General features: G+C 53.7%; 16 protein-coding genes. 14 read left to right on the top strand and 2 right to left on the bottom strand.

Going from position 1 to position 20815, the window contains the following annotated elements; all coding sequences use genetic code 11:
* Genes ACFQ2I_RS03470 through ACFQ2I_RS03480 form a run of 3 tightly spaced genes read left to right on the top strand, consistent with a single transcriptional unit; the run spans position 1 to position 4450 of the window.
* The gene (locus tag ACFQ2I_RS03470; RefSeq protein WP_377562209.1) at positions 1-636 is read left to right on the top strand and encodes a beta-mannanase; all 636 of its coding nucleotides are present in this window, start codon (positions 1-3) and stop codon (positions 634-636) included.
* Positions 637-668: 32 nt separating this feature from the next.
* Positions 669-1928: a TRAFAC clade GTPase domain-containing protein gene (locus ACFQ2I_RS03475; RefSeq protein WP_377562211.1), complete on the top strand. Its 1260-nt coding sequence runs from the start codon at positions 669-671 to the stop codon at positions 1926-1928.
* Positions 1928-4450 carry a GAP1-N2 domain-containing protein gene (locus ACFQ2I_RS03480; protein ID WP_377562212.1) on the top strand — a complete coding sequence of 841 codons (2523 nt, stop codon included), beginning with the start codon at positions 1928-1930 and terminating at the stop codon, positions 4448-4450. The genes ACFQ2I_RS03475 and ACFQ2I_RS03480 overlap by 1 nt, the downstream gene beginning before the upstream one ends.
* A gap of 4 nt (positions 4451-4454) precedes the next feature.
* On the opposite strand, the gene ACFQ2I_RS03485 is transcribed toward ACFQ2I_RS03480, so the two are convergent.
* Entirely contained in the window at positions 4455-5852 is a 1398-nt protein-coding gene (locus tag ACFQ2I_RS03485; RefSeq protein ID WP_377562214.1) for a sensor histidine kinase, read from the bottom strand.
* Positions 5849-6559, bottom strand: coding sequence for a response regulator transcription factor (locus ACFQ2I_RS03490; RefSeq protein ID WP_377562215.1), 711 nt, complete (start codon positions 6557-6559; stop codon positions 5849-5851). The genes ACFQ2I_RS03485 and ACFQ2I_RS03490 overlap by 4 nt, the downstream gene beginning before the upstream one ends.
* A gap of 162 nt (positions 6560-6721) precedes the next feature.
* Here ACFQ2I_RS03490 and ACFQ2I_RS03495 point away from each other — a divergent pair, with 162 nt between their 5' ends.
* From ACFQ2I_RS03495 to prpB, 11 genes are all read left to right on the top strand, one after another.
* Positions 6722-7591: a carbohydrate ABC transporter permease gene (locus ACFQ2I_RS03495; protein WP_377562217.1), complete on the top strand. Its 870-nt coding sequence runs from the start codon at positions 6722-6724 to the stop codon at positions 7589-7591.
* 13 nt (positions 7592-7604) lie between these two features.
* Positions 7605-8465 carry a carbohydrate ABC transporter permease gene (locus ACFQ2I_RS03500; protein ID WP_377562218.1) on the top strand — a complete coding sequence of 287 codons (861 nt, stop codon included), beginning with the start codon at positions 7605-7607 and terminating at the stop codon, positions 8463-8465.
* 46 nt (positions 8466-8511) lie between these two features.
* A complete protein-coding gene (locus ACFQ2I_RS03505) occupies positions 8512-9648 on the top strand; it encodes an efflux RND transporter periplasmic adaptor subunit (RefSeq protein ID WP_377562219.1) in 1137 nt (378 codons plus the stop codon).
* 12 nt (positions 9649-9660) lie between these two features.
* Positions 9661-10950, top strand: a complete 1290-nt coding sequence (locus tag ACFQ2I_RS03510; protein WP_377562221.1) for an ABC transporter substrate-binding protein — start codon at positions 9661-9663, stop codon at positions 10948-10950.
* A gap of 135 nt (positions 10951-11085) precedes the next feature.
* A complete protein-coding gene (locus ACFQ2I_RS03515) occupies positions 11086-13455 on the top strand; it encodes a polyprenyl synthetase family protein (RefSeq protein WP_377562222.1) in 2370 nt (789 codons plus the stop codon).
* A 352-nt stretch (positions 13456-13807) separates the two neighbouring features.
* Positions 13808-15004, top strand: coding sequence for an acetyl-CoA C-acetyltransferase (locus ACFQ2I_RS03520; protein WP_377562223.1), 1197 nt, complete (start codon positions 13808-13810; stop codon positions 15002-15004).
* 97 nt (positions 15005-15101) lie between these two features.
* Positions 15102-15953 carry a 3-hydroxybutyryl-CoA dehydrogenase gene (locus ACFQ2I_RS03525; RefSeq protein WP_377562225.1) on the top strand — a complete coding sequence of 284 codons (852 nt, stop codon included), beginning with the start codon at positions 15102-15104 and terminating at the stop codon, positions 15951-15953.
* Between the two features lie 21 nt (positions 15954-15974).
* Positions 15975-17117 carry an acyl-CoA dehydrogenase gene (locus tag ACFQ2I_RS03530; protein ID WP_377562227.1) on the top strand — a complete coding sequence of 381 codons (1143 nt, stop codon included), beginning with the start codon at positions 15975-15977 and terminating at the stop codon, positions 17115-17117.
* Positions 17118-17233: 116 nt separating this feature from the next.
* Positions 17234-18346 (top strand): citrate synthase, encoded by a 1113-nt coding sequence (mmgD, locus tag ACFQ2I_RS03535; protein ID WP_377562228.1) that lies wholly within the window; start codon positions 17234-17236, stop codon positions 18344-18346.
* A gap of 59 nt (positions 18347-18405) precedes the next feature.
* Positions 18406-19827 carry a bifunctional 2-methylcitrate dehydratase/aconitate hydratase gene (locus ACFQ2I_RS03540; RefSeq protein ID WP_377562229.1) on the top strand — a complete coding sequence of 474 codons (1422 nt, stop codon included), beginning with the start codon at positions 18406-18408 and terminating at the stop codon, positions 19825-19827.
* 67 nt (positions 19828-19894) lie between these two features.
* Positions 19895-20800 carry a methylisocitrate lyase gene (gene prpB / locus ACFQ2I_RS03545; RefSeq protein WP_377562230.1) on the top strand — a complete coding sequence of 302 codons (906 nt, stop codon included), beginning with the start codon at positions 19895-19897 and terminating at the stop codon, positions 20798-20800.
* Positions 20801-20815: the final 15 nt, after the last annotated feature.

The raw sequence follows: 20815 nt of genomic DNA on the forward strand, positions 1-20815 counted from the left end.
ATGCATTTTGTAGATGCCGATGAGGAATCTCCCCGGATTACCGGTCTAACGCATGCGATGGAAGAGGAGCAATGCGTCTTGCGATGGATTTGGCCAGCAGCGGTAAATGCCGTCTATATCAGCATGCTACCGCTCGAAGGGAGAGAAGGCGGGGATGAGGATACGGGCAGGCTGAAGCTGTATACGAAATCGGAGTACAAGGTCAACAATGGCTATGCGTGCCGTCTGGATCGGGCGCGTCCGTACCGCTTCACGGTCTATGCTTTCGTCGAGAGCCAGGAAGGCGCGTTCCTTATTCGTCAGCCGGATCGGGACAACCGCACGGAACTGAACGCGGGCCGGGCGAAAATATACTATTCGGTAACGGAGAAGGGCGGGCTCTTCCGCAAGCACAAGCAGGCGCTGATTGAAGTGGATACCGAAGCGGCGCTCAATCAGGATGTATTATGCTATGTGAAAAAGCAGGGAAGCTATCCTGCGAACCGGGAGGACGGCATTCTCTATCCCTTCGCAGCGCCGTTCGCGCCGGGCAGAAATGTGCTGCCGCCGATTGAAATCGGCAAGTCGGAATACGTTCGGCTGTTCTTGACCGATGGCCGGACACATGGACAATTGTATGAGCTGATCGCCAGATAAGCTGCGGTCGCAGGTCAAAGAAAGGAGCAGCTATGAGCCTATTCAAGCTATTCAAGAAGAAACCGGAAAGCAAGGCGAAGCCGTTATTTTATGATATTGTGTGCCCTTACTGCTTCAGCAAATTCGCCCCGGAACAGGTCGTCTTCCGTGCGACGCATTCCCGCGAGGACGACGAGGATTACGCGCTGGGCGAAGATGAGGAGTTGAACAAGTATCGCGAGCGGTTCGGGCTGGATTCTGTCTACGATATGGAGGCTGTACTGGATCCGCGGGACGTGCCGCCGGAGCAGCATGTCTATTCGGAGCATGTGCTCATCGGCATTCGCGACCGCTATGGCGAGCTGACACGCAGAAGGCTCTGTCCGAAGTGTCACAACGAGCTGCCCGTTACGGCAGGCAAGGTGCAAAGCAATATTATATCCATTATAGGGGCGTCGCAGGTCGGCAAGTCTGTCTATATGACGGCGCTGATCCATACGCTGCAGCAGACGACCGCGGATCATTTCAACGCGGCATGCATGCCGCTGAATGCGGAGATCAGTCGCAAGTTCCGTAGCAATTACGAAGAACCGTTGTTCCAGCGCGGCGACCTGCTGGCCTCCACGCAGAAGGAGAAGATGCAGGAGCCGTTTATTTTCCAATTCGTGTTCAAGGATGAGGACAAGCCGCCGCTCACGCTCGTCTTCTTCGATGTGGCGGGCGAAGGAATGGTAGAGCAGGACTACTTGGGTCTGCACGGCCAGCATATTAAGAACTCCGCAGGCATCCTGTTCCTGGTCGACCCGCTCCAGATCCGTTCCATCCGAGACAAAATCCGGATCAACTACGGCGATAAGCCCGGGGAGTGGGTATCGCAGTACGATGAGCCGCGCGACGTGGTGCTTACGCTGTTCGGCGATTTCATCGCTTATCAGGAGCAGAGCAAGACGGATATTCCGACGGCGGTCGTGCTCACCAAGAGCGACATGCTGCACTCGCTTAAGGACGAGGACGGGGAATATATTAAGAGCAACAGCAACATTTTCAACAATCTGACCCATCGGGAGCATTTCAATCTATCGGAATATGAGAACATCGACGGAGAGATCCGCCGCTTCATTGAGAAGGTCGATCGGCCCTTCAAAGGAACCATGGATGTGTACTTCAAGGATACCGCCTACTTCGCCGTATCGGCGCTCGGCAGCAACCCCGTAGATCAGAAGCTGCACACGGTCGTCAGCCCGATCCGCGTGGACGAGCCGTTCATCTGGCTGCTCTACAAGCTGAATTATATCGAGGGGAGACGAGACTAGTGAGGGACAACAAGCCTCGCACAGCCATTCAGCAGCAGATGTATACACGGGAGAGGCGCGGCATATTCCGGTCGACGGAAGGCTACGACACGATTGCCAAGTCGGATGGACTGGACTCCATCTTTGTGAAGAAGGTGCTCCATCCGCTCTGCGTCTACGATGCACCGGCTGCTCTGGCGACCGATGGGGTGAAGGAGGAGAGCGCCTACCCCGAATCGCTTCATCTGCTTCATCTGGACGGCGGCACCGTCGTGCTGGGCAGAAGCGTCTATAAGGGAGCCGATTTCACCGGTTTGCGCAGCACCTTCTTCACGCATAATTACATCCTCCCTGGCGGGGAGCTTCAAGCGAACGATTACCGAAGCTGGCTGTCGGCGGAATTCGTCGATACGTATGCCATCGAGAGCGGGACGGAGCTTCGTGAGCTGGACGCGCTGCCCCAAGCCGCTCCGGGCATAGAAGATGAAGCGGCCAGCTCCATTCTGGCGTCACTGGGATTCCAGGCGCGGGAGTTCAAAGCGCTGCTGCATGCCATGATGCAGTCATTGGCCGGGAAGAAGAAGGTCTATGTCGCGCTGGATGTGCCGATCTCCCGGCTGTCCCATGAGGCGAAGCGGCTGCTCGTCGTCTTGTATCGCTGCTTGCCCCGTGCGTATCGCGAGACACTGGGGTTCATGACCTATTCCAAAGAGCCTGTTAGCCGGAAAGGCATTCATCTGACGTTCGTGGAACCGGGCAGCCTGCGCGCCGGCGACAGAGAGACGGAGAAGGAATTCGTGTTCGATATGACAAGCGGACGCATCATGAATATTGATATGGAGAAGCTTCACTATCCGTTCCTTGTGTACGCATGGTCGGCTGTGGAAAGTAACTTCGAATGGGAAGGCTTTCATCCATTTGCGGATCAGATGCTGGAAGGAATGGACAGTACGTGCGCGCTTGCTCCCTCCACCTATCATGATCTGGCTGAGCTGTATGCTGCCGCGGAGTACGGGGAAGAGCGCTTGGGTGAGCTTGACAGTTCGTTGCTAAGTCGATCCCTTCCTTATTTGCGCACTCCTGGCGCGATGGAGAACAAGGTTCAGCTGCACGACTTGCTGTTGGCGCGATTCGATCTCCACTACGACAAGCTGCTGCAAGGAGAGATTCCGCAAGAGGACATTTTATCGTTATATCTCCAATACTACGGCATCGTGGGCAAGCTGATGGAGAACAAGCTTGTCGGATTCATGGTGCTGGCTGTCACCAATGCATACAAGACCGGGGATGAAGACGCTGTCGCCCGTCTCTATGACGTGATTGAGAGCGACGAGATGCTGGGCCTGGCCTTCTTCTCGAAGGTCGTGGCGGAGGCGAGGTTCGCCGACAAGCTGTTCTTTCCTTATCTGGCCCGGAAGCTGAAGGAAGTGCAGCTGCACAACTGGATCGGGCTGCTGATGGAATGGGGCCGAAGCTTTCCGCGCCTTTTCCAGTACGAGCAGCTGTATGCAACAGCCCGGCACAGCCTTGGCGCCAAGCTGGCGAAGGAGCGGCACAGACTGGCCGCGGCCGACCTGTTGGTTCAGCAGCTGCTGCAAGTCGAGGCAGGCGCCAAGCACGGCGGGAGCAAGGCGGATATTGGCGCAGTGGGCCTGGGCAAGGAGCTGGAGCTCGCCGTGTACGATACGCTGCTGGCGGGCATCTCATTCGACAGATTGACGAGACACGAGCTGGCCAATGCCGAATTTCTGGGCGATTCGGGTCGGCTGCGGCGCTGGAATGAAGGTCTGCAAGATCCGGGACGCATGGCGGCTTCGCGGAAGCTGAGGGCACTCTACGCTTGGTTCGTGCTGAAGGAGAGCGGAGAGTCGCTTCTTCGCGGATTGGATCAGGACGAGGCTTGCAGCTTGCAAGAGATTGGACGAGACCTGCTGGCAAGAGACTTGCGCGAAGACGAGTTCGAAGGACTGATTCCGGCCTTTCTGCAAGGCCCGTCATGGGATTTGGTCGATTTTGACGGCTTATTTCAGTTTTTGCATGAGCATTGCGCGGAGAAGGAGACGATTTACCGATTTATCCTTTGGACCGAGACGAGCCCTTACTTCATGCGAGCCAGAGGCTTTGTGCCCGCATACCGCACAGCGCTTCAACGCTACTTCACCAAGCATGACCGAACCGCTCTGAAGTCCAGGGCGAATTGGAAGAACAGCTTCAATGGAAGCGGAGATCGGCTGAAGGCGGCATTAAAGGAGATTCAGCTGGAGCTGTCATCGCCGCTCGTTCGCTTGCTTCGCAATAACCGAAGGGGTACGCTGCTGCTGTCCGTAGCCGGGGTGGGCGTCGCGCTGGTAGCGGCGGGGATCGTGACGGCGTTATCCGGCAAGGATGAACAGACCATGACGCCAGATCAGCCGTCCACCACGGAAGTCTCACCCGTTCCTACGCCAGATACTGTGCAGGAACCGGGAATAACGCAGCAGCCAACAGAAGGAACAGGCGCTTCGCCTACTCCTTCTGCAGGAATAAGGCGGCAATTCAACTGACACGCTAGTTGCCTGTTCCTGCATTGTCGGCGGGAAATCGCAGCAGGAACGATGCTCCGCCTTCTCTGCGATTGCTCGCCGTAATCTGTCCTCGGCTTCGTTCCACAATTGCCCGCGAGATCGCCAGTCCAAGTCCCGTCTCGCCGTGGGCACCCTTCGAGAATCGTTGGAATAATCTCGGCAGCAACGACTCAGCAATTCCTTCTCCGTCATCTGCAATTTCTAGCTGAACGTTGTGTTCCCCAATCCAGGCACGTACCCAGATCGTACTCTTCGCGTAGCGAGCTGAGTTGGCGGCAATATTGAGCAGAGCCTGCAGCAGCTTCTCCCGATCTCCGGCGATGCCCGCCGACGAGACGTTGTCAGCAATGTCCGTCTGCAGCTCTAGCCCCCTCATCAAGAGTAAAGGCTGAAGCCGATCCGCCAGTTCCTGAATCAGAGTGGTAACCTTCACGGGCTCCGTACGGAAAATCCCTTCTTCACTTTCCAGCTTGGCGAGAAGAATCATTTCGGTGACGATGCTTTTCAGCCGTTCGCATTCCTTGACGATGATATCCAGCCCTTTTTCTGCCTTTTCCCCCGTGAATATCCCGTCTTTCATGCCTTCCGCATAACCTTGTATGGACATGAGCGGCGTCTTCAGCTCATGGGATGCATTTTGGAAAAATTGCTTTTGACTCTTTTCATATTGTGCAAGCACGGCAGCCAACTGACTAACGCTTTGAGCGACTTCGCCAATTTCACCATCCGCTTTAATTAGCTTCACTTCGGAAAAACGACGGGTTTCTACTTTCTTTAATTCCTGCCTTAGACGGGTAAGCGGAGTGACAAGACGCCTCGTAATCAACATGCTGATCAGGAAGGTTAGCGCCGCACCGATTACCAATATGAGCAGCATGCGCCTGAACAGGGCTATCCACATCTCTTTAATCTCACTTAGCGGCATAGCGACAGTAAGTGAGATGGCAGGCATGACCTCGCCGTTGGCGGAAATCGCAGAAGCGGGTATTGTCTCCACGATGTAATCGCCATCCCCGCCTTGCCAGACATTCTGTTGCTTGTCCTGTATACCGGAATTGCCTAGCAACGCATTAGCTTTCTCCTCCGGCAACGTGCTATAGAGGACTTGGTTGGCGGGTGAGGTTATAATGGCCTCTATCTTGCTCCCCGATAAGATGTTCTGAAGCGGAAGCTGCTGTGCTGGCTTGGCCGGCGTCAACGGAATTGCCGCTATCTCGGGCAACGTCAATTCCATAAGCAGGCTTCCCTGCTCACGCATGTCCTTCCGTTGACCTTCAATTAACGTATTGAGCAGCAACGGATAGATCAGCACGACCGTGATGGCGAGAATGCAGACGATTAACAGTCCGATGGATAGATTCAGCCTGACCAGCAATTTCATCGTTGTCCCTGCTTTCCTTGATCCCGCAGCCGGTAGCCGTGGCCCCACACGGTATCGATCGGCAAGTCGATTATTTTTTTGCGCAGCCGCTTGATCAGATCGTCGATGGCTCTATCGCTGCCGAAATAATCGCTTCCCCACACAAGACTCAACAGTTCGTCCCGGGAAAACGCTCGGTTCGGATGCTCGGCGAGCACTTCAAGCAGCTTGAATTCCTTAATGGTCATAACGATTTCCCGTTCGCACCAAAAAACGCGCCGTTCCTCCATGACAAGCCGCAAATGGCCGCTCTCCAGCATCCGCTGCTGTGGCGTAGGATCTTCTTTACTCTGCTTGATGGAGTCGTATCGCTTGAATAGACGATTCACCCTGGCTACCAATTCGCGAGGGCTGAACGGCTTGGTCATGTAATCATCTCCACCTAGCTCCAGACCGAGAATTCTGTCTACTTCCTCATCCTTGGCAGAGATAATAATAATAGGCACCTCGGCCTCCTTGCGAATCAGCTTGCACAGCTCCAGTCCGCTCATGCCGGGCAACATGATATCCAGTATCCACATGTCTGGAGGGGTATTCCTCCATAGCTCAATAGCTGCCTCCGCAGTAGCCAGCCCGACTGTCCGGTAGCCTTCTTTCTCCAAGTAGGCTTCCACGATTTCCCGTATATGTGTGTCGTCTTCTACAACGACGATTCGGTGCGAGTTCACATTACCGTCCTCCACATCTGCATGCTTTCCTTTCTCCTCATTGTAGCAAAAATGAAGTGCTGCTTGTCCGATTCCACACTTTTTCCACACCATTTCCAAGCCTGTGCCAATTATGAAAGCTACACTGGACATGCGCAGTCGGGGAGAAAGGAGGGTTCCGCCATGTTCAAGCAGCGTCTGGCGCGCAAGGAGTTTGCAGTTGCCATATGGTTCCTGGCCCCAAGCTTTATCGGTTTTTCCCTGTTCTATCTGATTCCGTTCGGTCAGAGCATCTTCACATCGTTCGGGGATCGACTTGGCGGCGCTGGCGTTACATTAACCCATTACAAGGAATTGTTCTTGAGTGCATCGTTTCGGAAAGCCGCTGCAAATACGTTTTGGTTTACGCTCATTAGCGTTCCCTTGTTAGTGGCATTGTCGTTAGGTGCTGCCTTGCTGTTGAATCAACGGGTGTTCATCCGACAATGGCTTCGCGCCGCTTACGTTATGCCGCTGGTCGTGCCCGTCGCATCCATCGTCATGGTGTGGCAGATCTTGTTCGATTGGAACGGTGTGTGGAATGCGTGGCTTGATTCTCTGGGTTTCGGCAGAATCGATTGGATGAAGTCTCAATGGGCCGGACTGATTATTGTGCTGATCTATATATGGAAAAACATCGGGTACAATATCGTATTGTTTTTGGCCGGCTTGCAGAGCATACCGGGTCAATATTACGAGATTTCCGATTTGGAAGGGGCAAGCGCATTGCGCAAGCTGTTCGGGATAACGCTCGTTTATTTGACACCTACCGCATTTTTGGTCGTGCTAATGTCCGTGCTGGGCTCGTTCAAAGTGTTCAGGGAAGTATATCTAGTTGCAGGTGCCTACCCGCATGACCGGATATACATGCTGCAGCACTATATGAACAACATGTTCCTGTCGCTTGACATCCAGAAGCTTTCGGCTGCTGCGGTGTTGATGGCGGCATGTATTTTTGTGCTAATTGTTGGATTGTTCCGGATTGAACGAAAGTTCCGTTCATTTATGGAGTGACGGAGGTGAGGAGATGAGAGGGAAGGAAGCGGCTGGTCCTCTGCTGCGCTCCGCATTGCTCATAGCGGCAGCGCTTGTCATGCTGGTGCCAGTACTGTTCACGGTTGTTAATTCCTTAATGACGGAACGTGAAATGATGGCCAACTACAACATGCTGGGACGGAACGACACTAGCGAGTTTGTCAATATGAAGTGGATTCCGGATTGGGTGTCCTTCGCACAATTTCACAAAGTATTGATTGAGACACCGGTATTTCTGCGCATGTTCTGGAACTCCGCAGCTTTAACGCTGCCCATTGTGGCAGGACAGACTGTCGTAGCGGCGCTTGCGGCTTTTGCGCTTGGCAAATTGCGTTTCCCCGGGCGCGACAAATTGTTTTTCATTTACTTGATGACGATGCTGATGCCGTTTCAAGTGACGCTTGTACCCAACTATATGATGGCGGACAAGCTAGAGCTGTTGAATACGCCAAGCTCCATCCTATTACCGGGCATTTTCAGCGCATTCGGCGTCTTTCTTCTACGCCAGTTCATGCTTCATATTCATTTTGCGTTCATTGAAGCGGCCAAGATGGACGGAGCCGGTTACTTGCGTATTTTTATGTTGATTGTTTTGCCTATGGTGAAGCCGGGAATCGCCGCGCTTATCGTCTTATTGTTCGCCGATTATTGGAATATGGTGGAACAGCCGCTCATTTTTTTGCAGGATGCGGGAATGCAGCCCTTATCTCTATTCCTGTCGCGAATTCACGATGAACTGCTGGGCGTGTCGTTCGCTGCTTCCGTGGTCTATATGGCGCCGATGCTGTTATTGTTCTTGGTCGCGGAGCGACATTTTATAGAGGGCATCCAGCTTTCGGGCGTGAAGGGATAAGCTGCGATGCGAGATATGGATTGGCGCAAGCAAGGAGGACAGAGAGATGAATGTACAGATGAATCGGCAGCGTGCCGCAAGCATTGCTTTGGTGTTGTTCTTTGTTCTGCTGGCGGTTCTGACCTTGTTCAGCAATACGCTGCAATCATTCAACCTGCCCAAGGTCACGACCGAGAAGCCGGTGCAGAAGGCGTTGTACCATACCATCAAAGGGAGCGGCACAATATCTGCAAAGCATCAGATGGAGCTGACGGGCGAGAGCGGATGGAAGGTAAGGAAGGTGCATGTGGAAGAAGGTGATATCGTCGAGGAGGGCAAGGTGCTTATATCGTTCTCTAATGATGATGCGGAGGCAGCTCTATTGGATATGGAAGCGCAGTTGAAGAAGCGGCAGTTGCTGCGGGAAGCACTGCAGGAGCAATTCGTTGCGGCCAGTCAAGCCGGAGACGAGCTGGCGGTTCGCAAGGCGAAGCGAGATATTGAGATCGATTCGTTGGATATGGAGGTCGCAGAGCGTCAATTCGTACGGATGCGCGACGAGCTGAAGGCACAGCGGGAATTGACCGCTCCCTTCCATGGAAGGGTCTCCCTTCTACAAGCAAGAGAGGGAGTGGCGATTCCACAAGGGCAGTCAGCGTTGACCTTGTCCGCGATAGAGGAAGGATATCAGTTGTCCTTCCAGGTCAGCGAAGAGCAAGCGGAGCTTCTGGAGATCGGAGAGAAGGTGAAGGTGGCTGTTAGCGGAGCTAAGGAGTGGCAACTGCAAGGAGCCATTACCTCCATTGCGCAGTCGACGCCTAATCGGTCTGGAGGAGGCAGCGGATTGACAGGCGGGGATTCCGACAATGTCGGCTCTCCCCGAACAGTTGTCCTTGACTTGTCCGATAGTGAGATTACAGGAGGCGAGCGCGCTTTCGTATCCTTGCAGAAGCAGGCCAAGGAGCAAGGCTTGGTCATTCCGAAGTCGTTGCTGCGGCAAGACGGCAAGGGCAGCTATGTATTCGTCGTCCGCGAGCACAAGAGTGCGCTAGGAAATACGTATACAGCGGAGAAGGCCTATGTGACTACAGGCGATAAAAATGAAAACGAAGTTGTCGTGCTTGGCGGGCTGTTCCCGCAAGACGATGTAATCTCGGACATGAGCGAGCCGTTGCAGAACGGCAATCCAATCAGATTCCAATAGAGGTGAAGCAAAATGAAGAAAATGTGGACTCTTGCTCTGGCAACGATGTTGACGCTGTCAGCCTGCTCGGGAACGAATAATGGCAATGGACAGGGGAGTGAGGAAGATGGCAATGCCAAGGATGGCGTATCAACGGTCGAGATTGCTGTCATGCATACGAGCCGGTTCTTGGAATCTGCTGTGCAGCAGTTCGAGCAGGCTAATTCCAATATTGATATTGTACTGAAGGAACATATGGCGTTGCCGGAAGTCAGCGGCACGATGATGAAAGCTATATCGCAAGCGGATGTGGAGAAGTATGTCCAGAGCGTCACGACGAGCCTCTTGTCCGGCAAGGGCTCCGATCTTATTCTGATGGATAATCTTCCGGAGGACAAGTTAATCGACAAGGGATTATTAGTCGACTTGAATGGACTAATGGCGAGTGATGCCTCATTTCAGAGGAGCGATTATTATGAGAACATAATGGGAGCTTCCGAACATAACGGAGCGTTGTATGCGATGCCGTTCTCTTATACAATCGGTGTCGTATATGGGAATGCGGATCTGATGAATCAGTTCTATGTAGAAGTCGATGACGGCGCCTGGACATGGGAGCAGATGAGGGAGATATCTCATCAATTGAAGGAGCAAGCCGGCTCGGAATATCAACTGTTCATTAATTTGTTCTCGAATTCATTGCTTTATGAATATATCGCGAGCAATTATTCATGGCTGGTGCAGGACGAACAAGCTAATTTCGACAGTGACCGCTTCAGGTCAATAATGAAAAATATCAAGTCGCTTTATGATGAAGGGGTATTGAAAGAGGATTTTACGTATGATTATGATAAAGCGCTGTTCCGAATGGGAAGCTTGTCAGGGATAGGAGCCGATTCTTTCAATCAAACTATCCTTCGCGTTCCAGCCTTAGAGGACGAGGGGAGAGGGAGCAGATTCCAGCCATCCTTGGAACTGGGGTTGAATAGTCAGTCTACCGTACAAGCTGAAGCATGGGCATTCATGAAGTATCTCCTGTCGGAAGAGATGCAATCATCCTCGGAGTTTATCGGAATTCCAATGCATAAGGGCGTTGTTGCAGAGGAACTGCAGCAAGCTTCGGAATCCGTCGATGCGCATCAGAAGGAGCAGGTCGATGCTGTGAAGATGTTGTTGGAAGAGAAGGGAGAACGAATGGGAAGCGATAGTAAGGTGGCTTCCATTGCAATGGAAGAATTCGCGGCTTACATGAGCGGGCAGAAGTCTGCGGAGGCAGTCAGCGAGATCATTCAGAATCGGGTCATGACCTATTTGAATGAATAAACTAGAATAATAGGTCGCAATTGAAGAATACACCTTCTTTAATGGCATGGCATTTGTAACGGGACTTGCAATGCTATACTATAAAAGTAGGTGTATTTATTGTTGAATTCTACAGAAGTTGAGGTCATCCATCCAATGAGAGAACGATATATAGAATGTGCCGCTGCTTGGTACGAGAAGGCCGAACAGAAGGCTGCAGGCTATTTTGCGGCCCTATTCGACCAGGTACAACAGAGGGCTTATCAAGCTACCTTGAAGGAAGACATACAACAATGGAGGAAGTTGCGCGACCGGCTGCCTTTGCTTGCCAGAGGCTATCGCAAGCCTGACTCCAAGCACTACGACCGTTTTATACGATGGATGATTGAACAAGGGAAGCTGGACGATTATTTGGATCGAAGCGTCTCTTATATTTATATGCGAGATTTGGGGAAGTCGTTGGCTTCGCCGGATACGTCTGATCGTGTGCAGCGGGTCGTCGACAGCGTCAAGAAGCAGCTAACAAGTTCTGCAAGTGGGGAAGAGCATCCTTCCTTCTTCAGCTTGGCGGGATTTTATCGATGGGCGCAAAAGGAGGGAGTCGAGAATGCCGCCATCTGGGTCGTCGGTAAGCTTAAGGCAGTATCCGCGCACATTCCCAGGGAGATGAATGCGGAGCATGCACAGCGTAAACTGATCAAGATTATTGCTGGCGTCGTCCTGCATGTTATGGATGAGATGGATGGTAGAAGGAATCAAGTTGAACGTTCGCGACGGCTTGACGAAGCGATCAGGCTAGGTTATTCATACGGATTGACGTATCCATTCATAGACGATTTGATCGATTCCGGGATTCTCGGTCCCGAAGGGGGTGCGCAATATTCTGCGATGATTCGCGAAGCACTGCTAACAGGCGAAGTGCCGGAGACGGGGGAGTGGCCTGGCCCTCACAGGCAATTGATGCAATTCGTCCATTCGGAGCTATCGGAAGCCTTTCTTTACATGAAGGCGTATCAGCGTATGCCTGAAGCACGTCAGTCGTTCTTCGAGCAGACGTATGTTTTTTTTCAATCGCAGCATGAAGATCGGATTAGAAGCTTAACGGACGGAGATTTAACGAATGAAGAGCTGTATGTGCCGGTTATTTTAAAGTCCTCCTCCTCCAGATTGATTGTACGACATGTCATTGGCGCCACCGAAGATGAAGCTTTTGATTTGCATACCTTCTGTTATGGCATCTATAATCAGCTCGCGGATGATTTTACGGATTTATTTGACGACTTGGATGCCGAAGCAGTGACGCCATTCACGTATTATTGGACCTATCACGCGAAGCGCCCGGACTTGCTGAATCCGTTCGAGTTGTATTGGGCCGTTATCCATTATCTGATTCATCATGTGTACGATTCGGATGCCAAGACACGTTCCATCATTCTGGATCGCGCCTGCAATGGGCTCAAGCGGCGAAGGGATCGGCTGGGCGAACAGAAGTATAAGGAAGTGATGCAGGTATTCGCGCTTGAAGACAGAAGCCTGCAGGACTTGATCGAACGCGCAGCCGCAAAGGCGGAGAACGTCGATTTTTTCGATAAGCTGCTGCGTGACCAGATGGTGGCGGTGTTAAGAAAAAATCGGGAAGACAGAAGCAGATTTCTGGAAACGGTTGATGCAATTCGCGGACAAATAAATGATCAACTCCTGTTAGAAGAAATACGAGGCATCCCAGAAGCTGAGCATTCGCTAATCGACACAGCGAATTACAGTCTGGAGGGCTCTGGCAAGCGCCTCAGACCGATATTGGCGTGGGTCATGGCGGTCAATGAATACGGTCTGCACGCTTCGGCCATTGCTCCGCTTCTCAGATCGCTGGAGTATATGCACACCGCCTCACTTATTTTTGATGATCTGCCGACACAGGACAACGCCTCTACCCGCCGCGGACGTCCTACGCTGCATCAAGTCTATAACAGTGCAACAGCAGAGTTGACCGGCTTGTTCCTCATACAGAAAGCGATGGTGGAGCAGTCCTCGTTGACGATGTTCAATGCGAACGATGTACTCTCGCTCATACACTATTCGTCACAGAAGGCGGCGGACATGTGCATGGGGCAGGCGATGGATTTGCGTGCGAGAGGGCGCGCATTGACGTTGGAACAATTGAACCGGATTTGCTTTTACAAGACGGGCATAGCCTTTGAAGCCTCGTTGGTCATGCCCGCGATTCTAGCCAGAGCAGGCGAAGCGGAGATTGTGTCCCTGAAGAACTTCGCCTACCATGCGGGAATCGCATTTCAAATTAAAGATGACGTGCTGGATGCAGAAGGAAATGCATCCATGCTCGGCAAGCCGGTCGGTGCGGATATCCAGAACGAAAGCTCAACGTTCGTCACGGTGCTGGGACTTGAGGGAGCTCTAAAGGCAATGTGGGAACATTACTGCATTGCGGAGGAGGAATTGCGGCAGATGCCTCGCAAATCTACCTTCTTGTATCACCTGCTGGATTATATGGTGAATCGGGACAGCTAACACGCTAGCGCTGATGGATGACAAGTATAGGCCTATGCCCTGGCGGCATGGGCCTATACTTTTCCCGTTGTTCAGAATATTCGTCACAGCGCAATCCATTAAGGCCATGTTCCGTCAGTCTCCACTCTCCCCTCAAGCTTCAACACCCATTTAGTTCTATCTATTCAAAGTAGTATGACTTAGATAATAGATTGTCAGATCAATGAAAATTAATATCATAGACATCCTGAGCAAAGGGGAGAGTGTGGCGTTCCTACTAATGATACAGGGATTGGCGTCATATAGTTAATCTAGGAGCAGTGCAATCAAGCTCACGCAAATGAGTCATTCCGCGAAGAGGAGCCTGGAGAATATGACAAGGAGAAGCGTTATCGTCAGTGCGGCAAGAACTCCCTTCGGCAAGTTAGGCGGTTGCCTAAAGGATGTGTCGGCAATTGCGCTAGGCGGAATCGCGATTCGAGAAGCAATAAGCCGTGCCGGAATAGATGCTAATCTCGTTGATAAAGTCATAATGGGAATGGTGCTGCAGGGAGGAAGCGGACAGAATCCCGCCCGACAAGCGGCAAGGCATGCGGGAATGCCTTGGACTGCTAGCAGCGAGACGATTAATAAAGTTTGCGCCTCCGGCTTGAGGGCGGTTGCATTGGCGGATCAAATCATTCGAGCGGGAGATGCTGAAGTAACTGTCGCAGGCGGGATGGAGAGTATGAGCAATGCGGCATATTTTTTACCCCGATTCAGATGGGGGAACCGCATGGGCAATGCGGAAGCGATCGATGTTATGCTTCACGATGGATTGAGGTGCCCTTTCAATCAGGTGCAGATGGCGGAGTATGGGAATCTGACTGCGAAAGAATACGGCATTACCCGAGAACGTCAGGACGAATGGGCTTTGCGCAGTCATAGGAGAGCGTTGAAGGCCACGTCAGAAGGGAAGTTGCAAGAGGAGATTATACCTGTGAAGCCTCCGGACGGCAAAAAGCAGGTAAACCGGGCGATTCAGCTATCCACAGATGAGGCTCCTCGTCAGGATGCGAACCGCAACGCACTTTCCAGACTGCCTCCATTGTATGAAAGCGATGGCACGATCACGGCCGGCAACGCACCGGGGGTAAACGATGGCGCTGGAGCGCTTGTCGTCATGTCGGAGGAGCAGGTGAAAATACTGGGTAAGCAGCCATTGGCGACAATAATCGGTCATGCCGAGGTTGCTCTGGAAGCGCCGTATATCGCCAAAGCAGCCGCAGCCGCAGTGCAAAAGCTGCTGCGAAAGACAGGCTTGTCGCTCGGTGTAATCGATTTGTTCGAAGTCAATGAGGCTTTCGCATCGGTTGTGTTGACAGGAAGTGCGATTATCGGTTGGGACGAAGCCAAGGTGAACGTCAATGGTGGAGCTATAGCGTTAGGTCATCCCATTGGAGCAAGCGGAGCGAGAATTCTGATGACACTCCTCTACGAACTGAGACGACGCGGCGGCGGCTACGGCATCGCTGCCATCTGTAGTGGCACTGCCCAAGGCGATGCCATGCTTGTGAAGGTTGACCCATAATGAGGGGGGAATAGATGATCAGGAATAAAGCTGAAGAGGGATCAAAGGGGAAGGTCGTCATCAAGTAGCGGGAACTTTGTGCGAGAGGAGGCGGTCTATGGCTATCCGCATGCTGATGGTAGTGGGGGCGGGTCAGATGGGAAGTGGTATCGCGCAAGTGGCGGCTGCAGCAGGAACGGAAGTAATTCTGCAGGATAGAGATGCACAAGCGCTGCAGCGCGCATACGATCGAATGGCGCAAAATGCAGCCAGGGAGGCAGAGAAGGGGAGAAGGAGCGCGGAAGACAACTCAGCCATGCTCAATCGCATCGTCGTAACGACGGATATAAAGGCAGCCGCGCAAGCGGAGATGATCATTGAAGCAATCGTTGAACAGAAAGAGGAGAAGCTGAAGCTGCTGCGGCAATTGGACCGGATATGCCCGCCTCGGACGATTCTGGCCAGCAATACGTCGTCTCTGCCGATTACGGAGCTGGGAGCGGCAACGTATAGAGCCGACAAGGTCATCGGCATGCACTTTATGAACCCGGTACCGGTCATGCCGCTTGTGGAGGTCGTTCGCGGACTTGCCACTTCCGATGAAACCTACGATGAGGTAATGGAATTGGCAGCGCTTATGGGCAAGACGCCCGTTGCGGTGAACGACTGCCCGGGGTTCGTATCCAATCGTGTCCTGCTGCCCATGATCAATGAAGCGGTATTCTGCGTGTACGAAGGCGTAGCGACTCCTGAAGCAGTGGATCGGATATTGAAGCTTGGCATGAATCATCCTATGGGTCCGCTCGCGCTTGCCGACCTGATCGGATTGGATACTTGTCTGTCCATTATGGAGGTACTGCACGAAGGATTCGGCGATTCCAAATATCGCCCATGTCCGCTTCTGAGGCAATACGTGCAGGCAGGCTGGTTGGGCAGAAAGTCCGGACGTGGATTTTACATCTACGAATAACCCGCAGAGGAAGTGAGTGCGATGGAGCTGTCATTCACAGGTGAGCATGAAGCGGTAAGAGCGATGGCTCGCGATTTTGCCAGACGGGAGGTTGCTCCCTGTATCGCTGCGATGGAGGAGAAGGATGAATTTCCGATGGCACTGTTTCGCAAGATGGGGGAGTTGGGCTTGACGGGAATAGCCGTCCCGGAGAAGTTCGGGGGAGCCGGAGCCGATTTTTTGTCTGTCGTCATTGCGATTCATGAGATTTCCAAAGTGAGCGCAGCGGCAGGAGTCATCTTGTCCGTCCACAGCTCTGTCGGTACGAACCCCATCTTGCAGTACGGCAGCGACAAGCAGAAGAAGGCGTATGTACCCAAGCTAGCAACAGGAGAAATGCTGGGTGCATTCGCGCTTACGGAGCCGCATGCCGGCTCCGACTCCGGCAGCATACGCATGACGGCGGTGAGGCAAGGCGACGGCTACAGACTGAACGGCTCCAAGGTGTTTGTGACGAACGGAGGTTATGCGGATACGTACATCACCTTTGCTGTTACAGACCGTTCCAAAGGGACGAAGGGCATCTCGGCATTTATCGTGGAGAAGGGCACGCCCGGATTTACCGTCGGCAAACGGGAGAAGAAGCTGGGCTTGCACGGCTCCAGCACGACCGAGCTACTATTCGACAATGCAGAAGTGCCGGCAGATCAACTGCTAGGGAATGAGGGGGAGGGCTTCCGCATTGCGCTGGACAATCTGGAAGGAGGCCGAATCGGCATTGCCGCTCAGGCTGCGGGTATTGCGGAAGCGGCGCTCTCCTGCTCGCTGACCTATGCGAAGCAGCGGCGCCAGTTCGGGAGACCGATTGCGGAGCATCAGGCCATCTCGTTCAAGCTGGCGGATATGGCCACAGGGATCGAAGCGGCCAAGCTGCTGTTGTACAGGGCTGCGGCTCTCAGGAACAAAGGCTTGCCCTGCGGGAAGGAAGCGGCCATGGCGAAGCGATATTGCTCCGATATGGCGATGGAGGCCGCTACAGAAGCTGTGCAAATCTATGGCGGCTACGGCTACATGCGGGATTATCCTGCGGAGAGGCTGTTTCGCGATTCGAAGGTGACGCAAATTTATGAAGGTACGAATGAAATTCAGCGGCTGGTCATTGCGAAGCATTTATTGAAGGAGTAGGAAGAGGAGGTCAGGTCGGGGCTTCGGGAGTTGTACGGAGGGCGCGCGGGACGGGGCCAGAATGGATGTGTTGGAAGTGCCGAGCTTGAGATCATATGCGAGAGGAGTGTATCGCTATGTCGGACCCATCGTATGTGCCGGGATTGGAGAATGTGATCGCAAGTGAAACGGCCATCTCTTATTTGGATGTGGACAGGGAAGAAATCGTCTTGCGCGGCTATGAGCTTATTGAACTGGCGCAGCAAGTCGCCTATGTGGATGTCGCCGAGTTGCTACTGAACGGATCGCTGCCCGATGCGGGCGGACGGCAAGAGCTCGAGCGCAAGCTGGCGGATGAATACGAAATGCCGCAAGCGCTGTACGACATGCTGAGTGCGATGCCGGAGGAAGTGAACCGGATGGACTTGCTGCGTACCGGCATATCGGCTCTTGCCGCATTCGATAAGGAACTGGAGGATCATTCAACGGACGCGAATAGACGCAAGGCGATATCATTGCTCGCCAAAATTCCGCAGCTTGTCGCCAATGGTACGCGGGCGGCAAGCGGACAGTTTGTACGAGTACCGCGCAACGATCTGTCCTATGCGGGCAACTTCCTGTACATGCTGACGGGGACTAAGCCCAATGCGCTGGAGGAGCGCATATTCGACCAATCTCTCATCGTATACAGCGAGCACGAGATGCCCAACTCGACGTTCGCCGCTCGGGTAATCGCCTCGACGATGTCCGATATGTACGGCGCCTTGGCGGGGGCAGTGGCGTCGTTGAAGGGGTACCTGCACGGCGGTGCCAATGAGGCGGTCATGTACATGCTGCTGGAAGCAGGTACGCCGGATGAATTGGAGCGCCTGATGCTGTCCAAGCTGGCGCGCAAGGAGCGGATTATGGGATTCGGACATCGCGTGTATATGCGCAAGCCGGACCCCAGAGCCGTACTTATGAAAGCCTCGTTGGAGAAGCTTGCTCAAGCGAGGGGGCGGCGGGACTTGTACGATAAGTGTATTGCAGGCGAAGCGGTTATGCTTAAGGAGAAAGGGCTGTACCCTAATCTAGACTATTATGCGGCTCCCGTGTACGACCTTCTCCGTATTCCCATTCCGCTGTTCACTCCTGTGTTCCTGGCGGCGCGTACCGCTGGTATATGCGCGCATGTCATGGAGCAGCATGATCATAACCGGTTATTCCGGCCTCGGGTGCGCTATATGGGACCGAGAGGTCTGCATCCCTAGACCTTGCCCTTGCTGGTCAGGAGGCAAGCGGAGGAGAAGAGATAGAGGAGGAGAGACAGGTGAAGACGGGAAGAGATCGGTTGCTTGAAGAGATCGCCGAATACGTCTGCAGGTATGAAGTGAAGAGCGAAGAAGCGCAGCGGATCGCACAATACGTGCTGATGGATTCCATCGGAACGGCTGTGCTGGCCCTCAGATATCCGGAATGCGCCAAGCATATTGGGCCTGTCGTGCCAGGCGCAGAGCTGGATGGCGGAGCGCGCGTGCCGGGTACAACCTACCAGCTGGACCCCGTGCATGCTGCATTCAATATAGGCTGCATGATTCGTTGGCTGGATTATAACGACACCTGGCTGGCGGCGGAATGGGGACATCCTTCTGACAATCTGGGAAGTATTCTCGCCGTTGCGGACTATGTTAGCCGCATAAGGATTGCGGAAGGCGGCTCGCCGCTCTGCATGAAGGATGTGCTGGATGCCGCTGTGAAGGCGCATGAAATTCAAGGCGTGCTGGCGTTGAACAATTCCTTGAACCGTGTAGGGCTCGACCATGTCCTTTTCGTGAAAATCGCTTCCACAGCCCTATCGGCATACTTGCTTGGCGGCACGGAGGAGGAGGTTGCGGATGCGCTGTCACATGCGTGGCTGGACGGGGGATCACTGAGAGCTTACCGCCACGCGCCCAATACGGGCTCCCGCAAGTCTTGGGCGGCCGGCGATGCGACAAGCCGGGGCGTCAGGCTGGCTCTCATGACACTGCAAGGGGAGATGGGGTATCATACGCCGCTCTCGGCACCGGGGTGGGGATTCCAGGATGTGCTGTTCCAAGGGAACACGCTTGCGCTTGCTCGTCCTCTGGGCACGTATGTGATGGAGAATGTGCTGTTCAAAGTATCGTTCCCTGCCGAATTTCATGCGCAGACTGCCGTTGAATGTGCGTTCAAGCTGCACGGGACGGTGAAGGAGCGCTTGGCGGATATTAGCCGGATCACCATTACGACTCATCAGTCGGCGATTCGCATTATCGACAAGAAAGGCCCGCTCTACAATCCGGCGGATCGGGATCATTGCTTGCAGTATATGGTCGCCGTCGCTCTTCTCTACGGCTGCTTGACGGCGGAGCATTATGAGGATGAAGTCGCCGCCGACCCCAGAATTGATGCGTTAAGGGAGAAGATGATCATCGAGCACGATGAAGGCTACAGCCGAGATTATCTGGATGACAACAAACGATCCATCGCCAACGCGCTGCAAATTGATTACCAGGATGGCAGCGCAACAGAGAAGGTAGAGTGCGAATACCCGATCGGTCATCGCAAGCGCCGCGATGAAGGAATGCCAAAGGTGGTGGAGAAGTGTGAGGCCAGCTTGCTAACGAGATTTCCCCGCAAGAGGACGGCGACGATTATGCGGCAAGGCTTCGAGCTGGAGCGATTGAAAGCTATGCCCGTGAACAAGTTTATGGATATGCTGGTCATATGAACGTTATCGGTCAGAATGAAGCGCGAATAGAGGAGGAGATGTGTGTTGTCGCATCGAGGAGGCGCCTATGGGCTGGCTAGTTGAGAAGCAGCGGGAGCAGCGAGAGCTTGCGAGCGAATTCCGGCAGTTGGTGACGGCGGCGGGCGCATGTGTGAGAATACCCGGCGCGCATGACGGACTGGTCGCCAAGGCGGCAAAGCGTGCGGGATTCCAAGCTCTCTACTTGTCGGGAGCCGCTTATACGGCAAGCAGAGGCTTGCCGGACATCGGCATCGTCTATTCCAATGAGGTGGCGGAACGCGCACGCGAGCTGATACGCGCATCGGGCTTGCCGCTGCTCGTCGATATCGATACCGGCTTCGGCGGCGTGCTGCACGCCGCCCGGACGGCCAAGGAGATGGTCGAGGCGGGGGTGGCCGCTGTACAGATTGAGGATCAGGAGCTGCCGAAGAAGTGCGGGCATCTGAACGGGAAGCGACTTATCCCGACTGAAGAGATGGTGCGAAAAATTCAGGTAATCAAAGAGGTGAGTCCGGAGCTGTTCGTTATTGCACGGACGGATGCAAGGGGAGTGGAAGGGATCGAGGCTGCGGTGAATCGCGTAAGGCGTTATGCTGCGGCAGGGGCGGACGGCATCTTCCCGGAAGCGTTGGAGAATGAAGCGGAATACCACGCTTTCCGTGCCGCGATTCATATGCCGCTCTTGGCGAATATGACGGAATTCGGCCGGACGCCGCTATACACCGCAGAGCAATTCGCCAGTTGGGGGTATCAGATGGTTATCTATCCCGTCACTTCGATAAGGGTAGCGGCGAAGGCTTATGAACGTGTATTCCGTCAGATTGCCGACAACGGCACGCAGTCTGCGTCGGTACAGCATATGCAGACGCGCAAGGAGTTGTACGACTTGCTGCGCTACGGCGAGTACGAAGCATTGGATGACAAGATCGCCAAGACGGAATTGCCAGAGTAGAAGAGGATGGCCTTC

The sequence above is a fragment of the Paenibacillus chungangensis genome, from assembly GCF_042675905.1.
In the GTDB taxonomy this organism is placed as follows: domain Bacteria; phylum Bacillota; class Bacilli; order Paenibacillales; family Paenibacillaceae; genus Pristimantibacillus; species Pristimantibacillus chungangensis.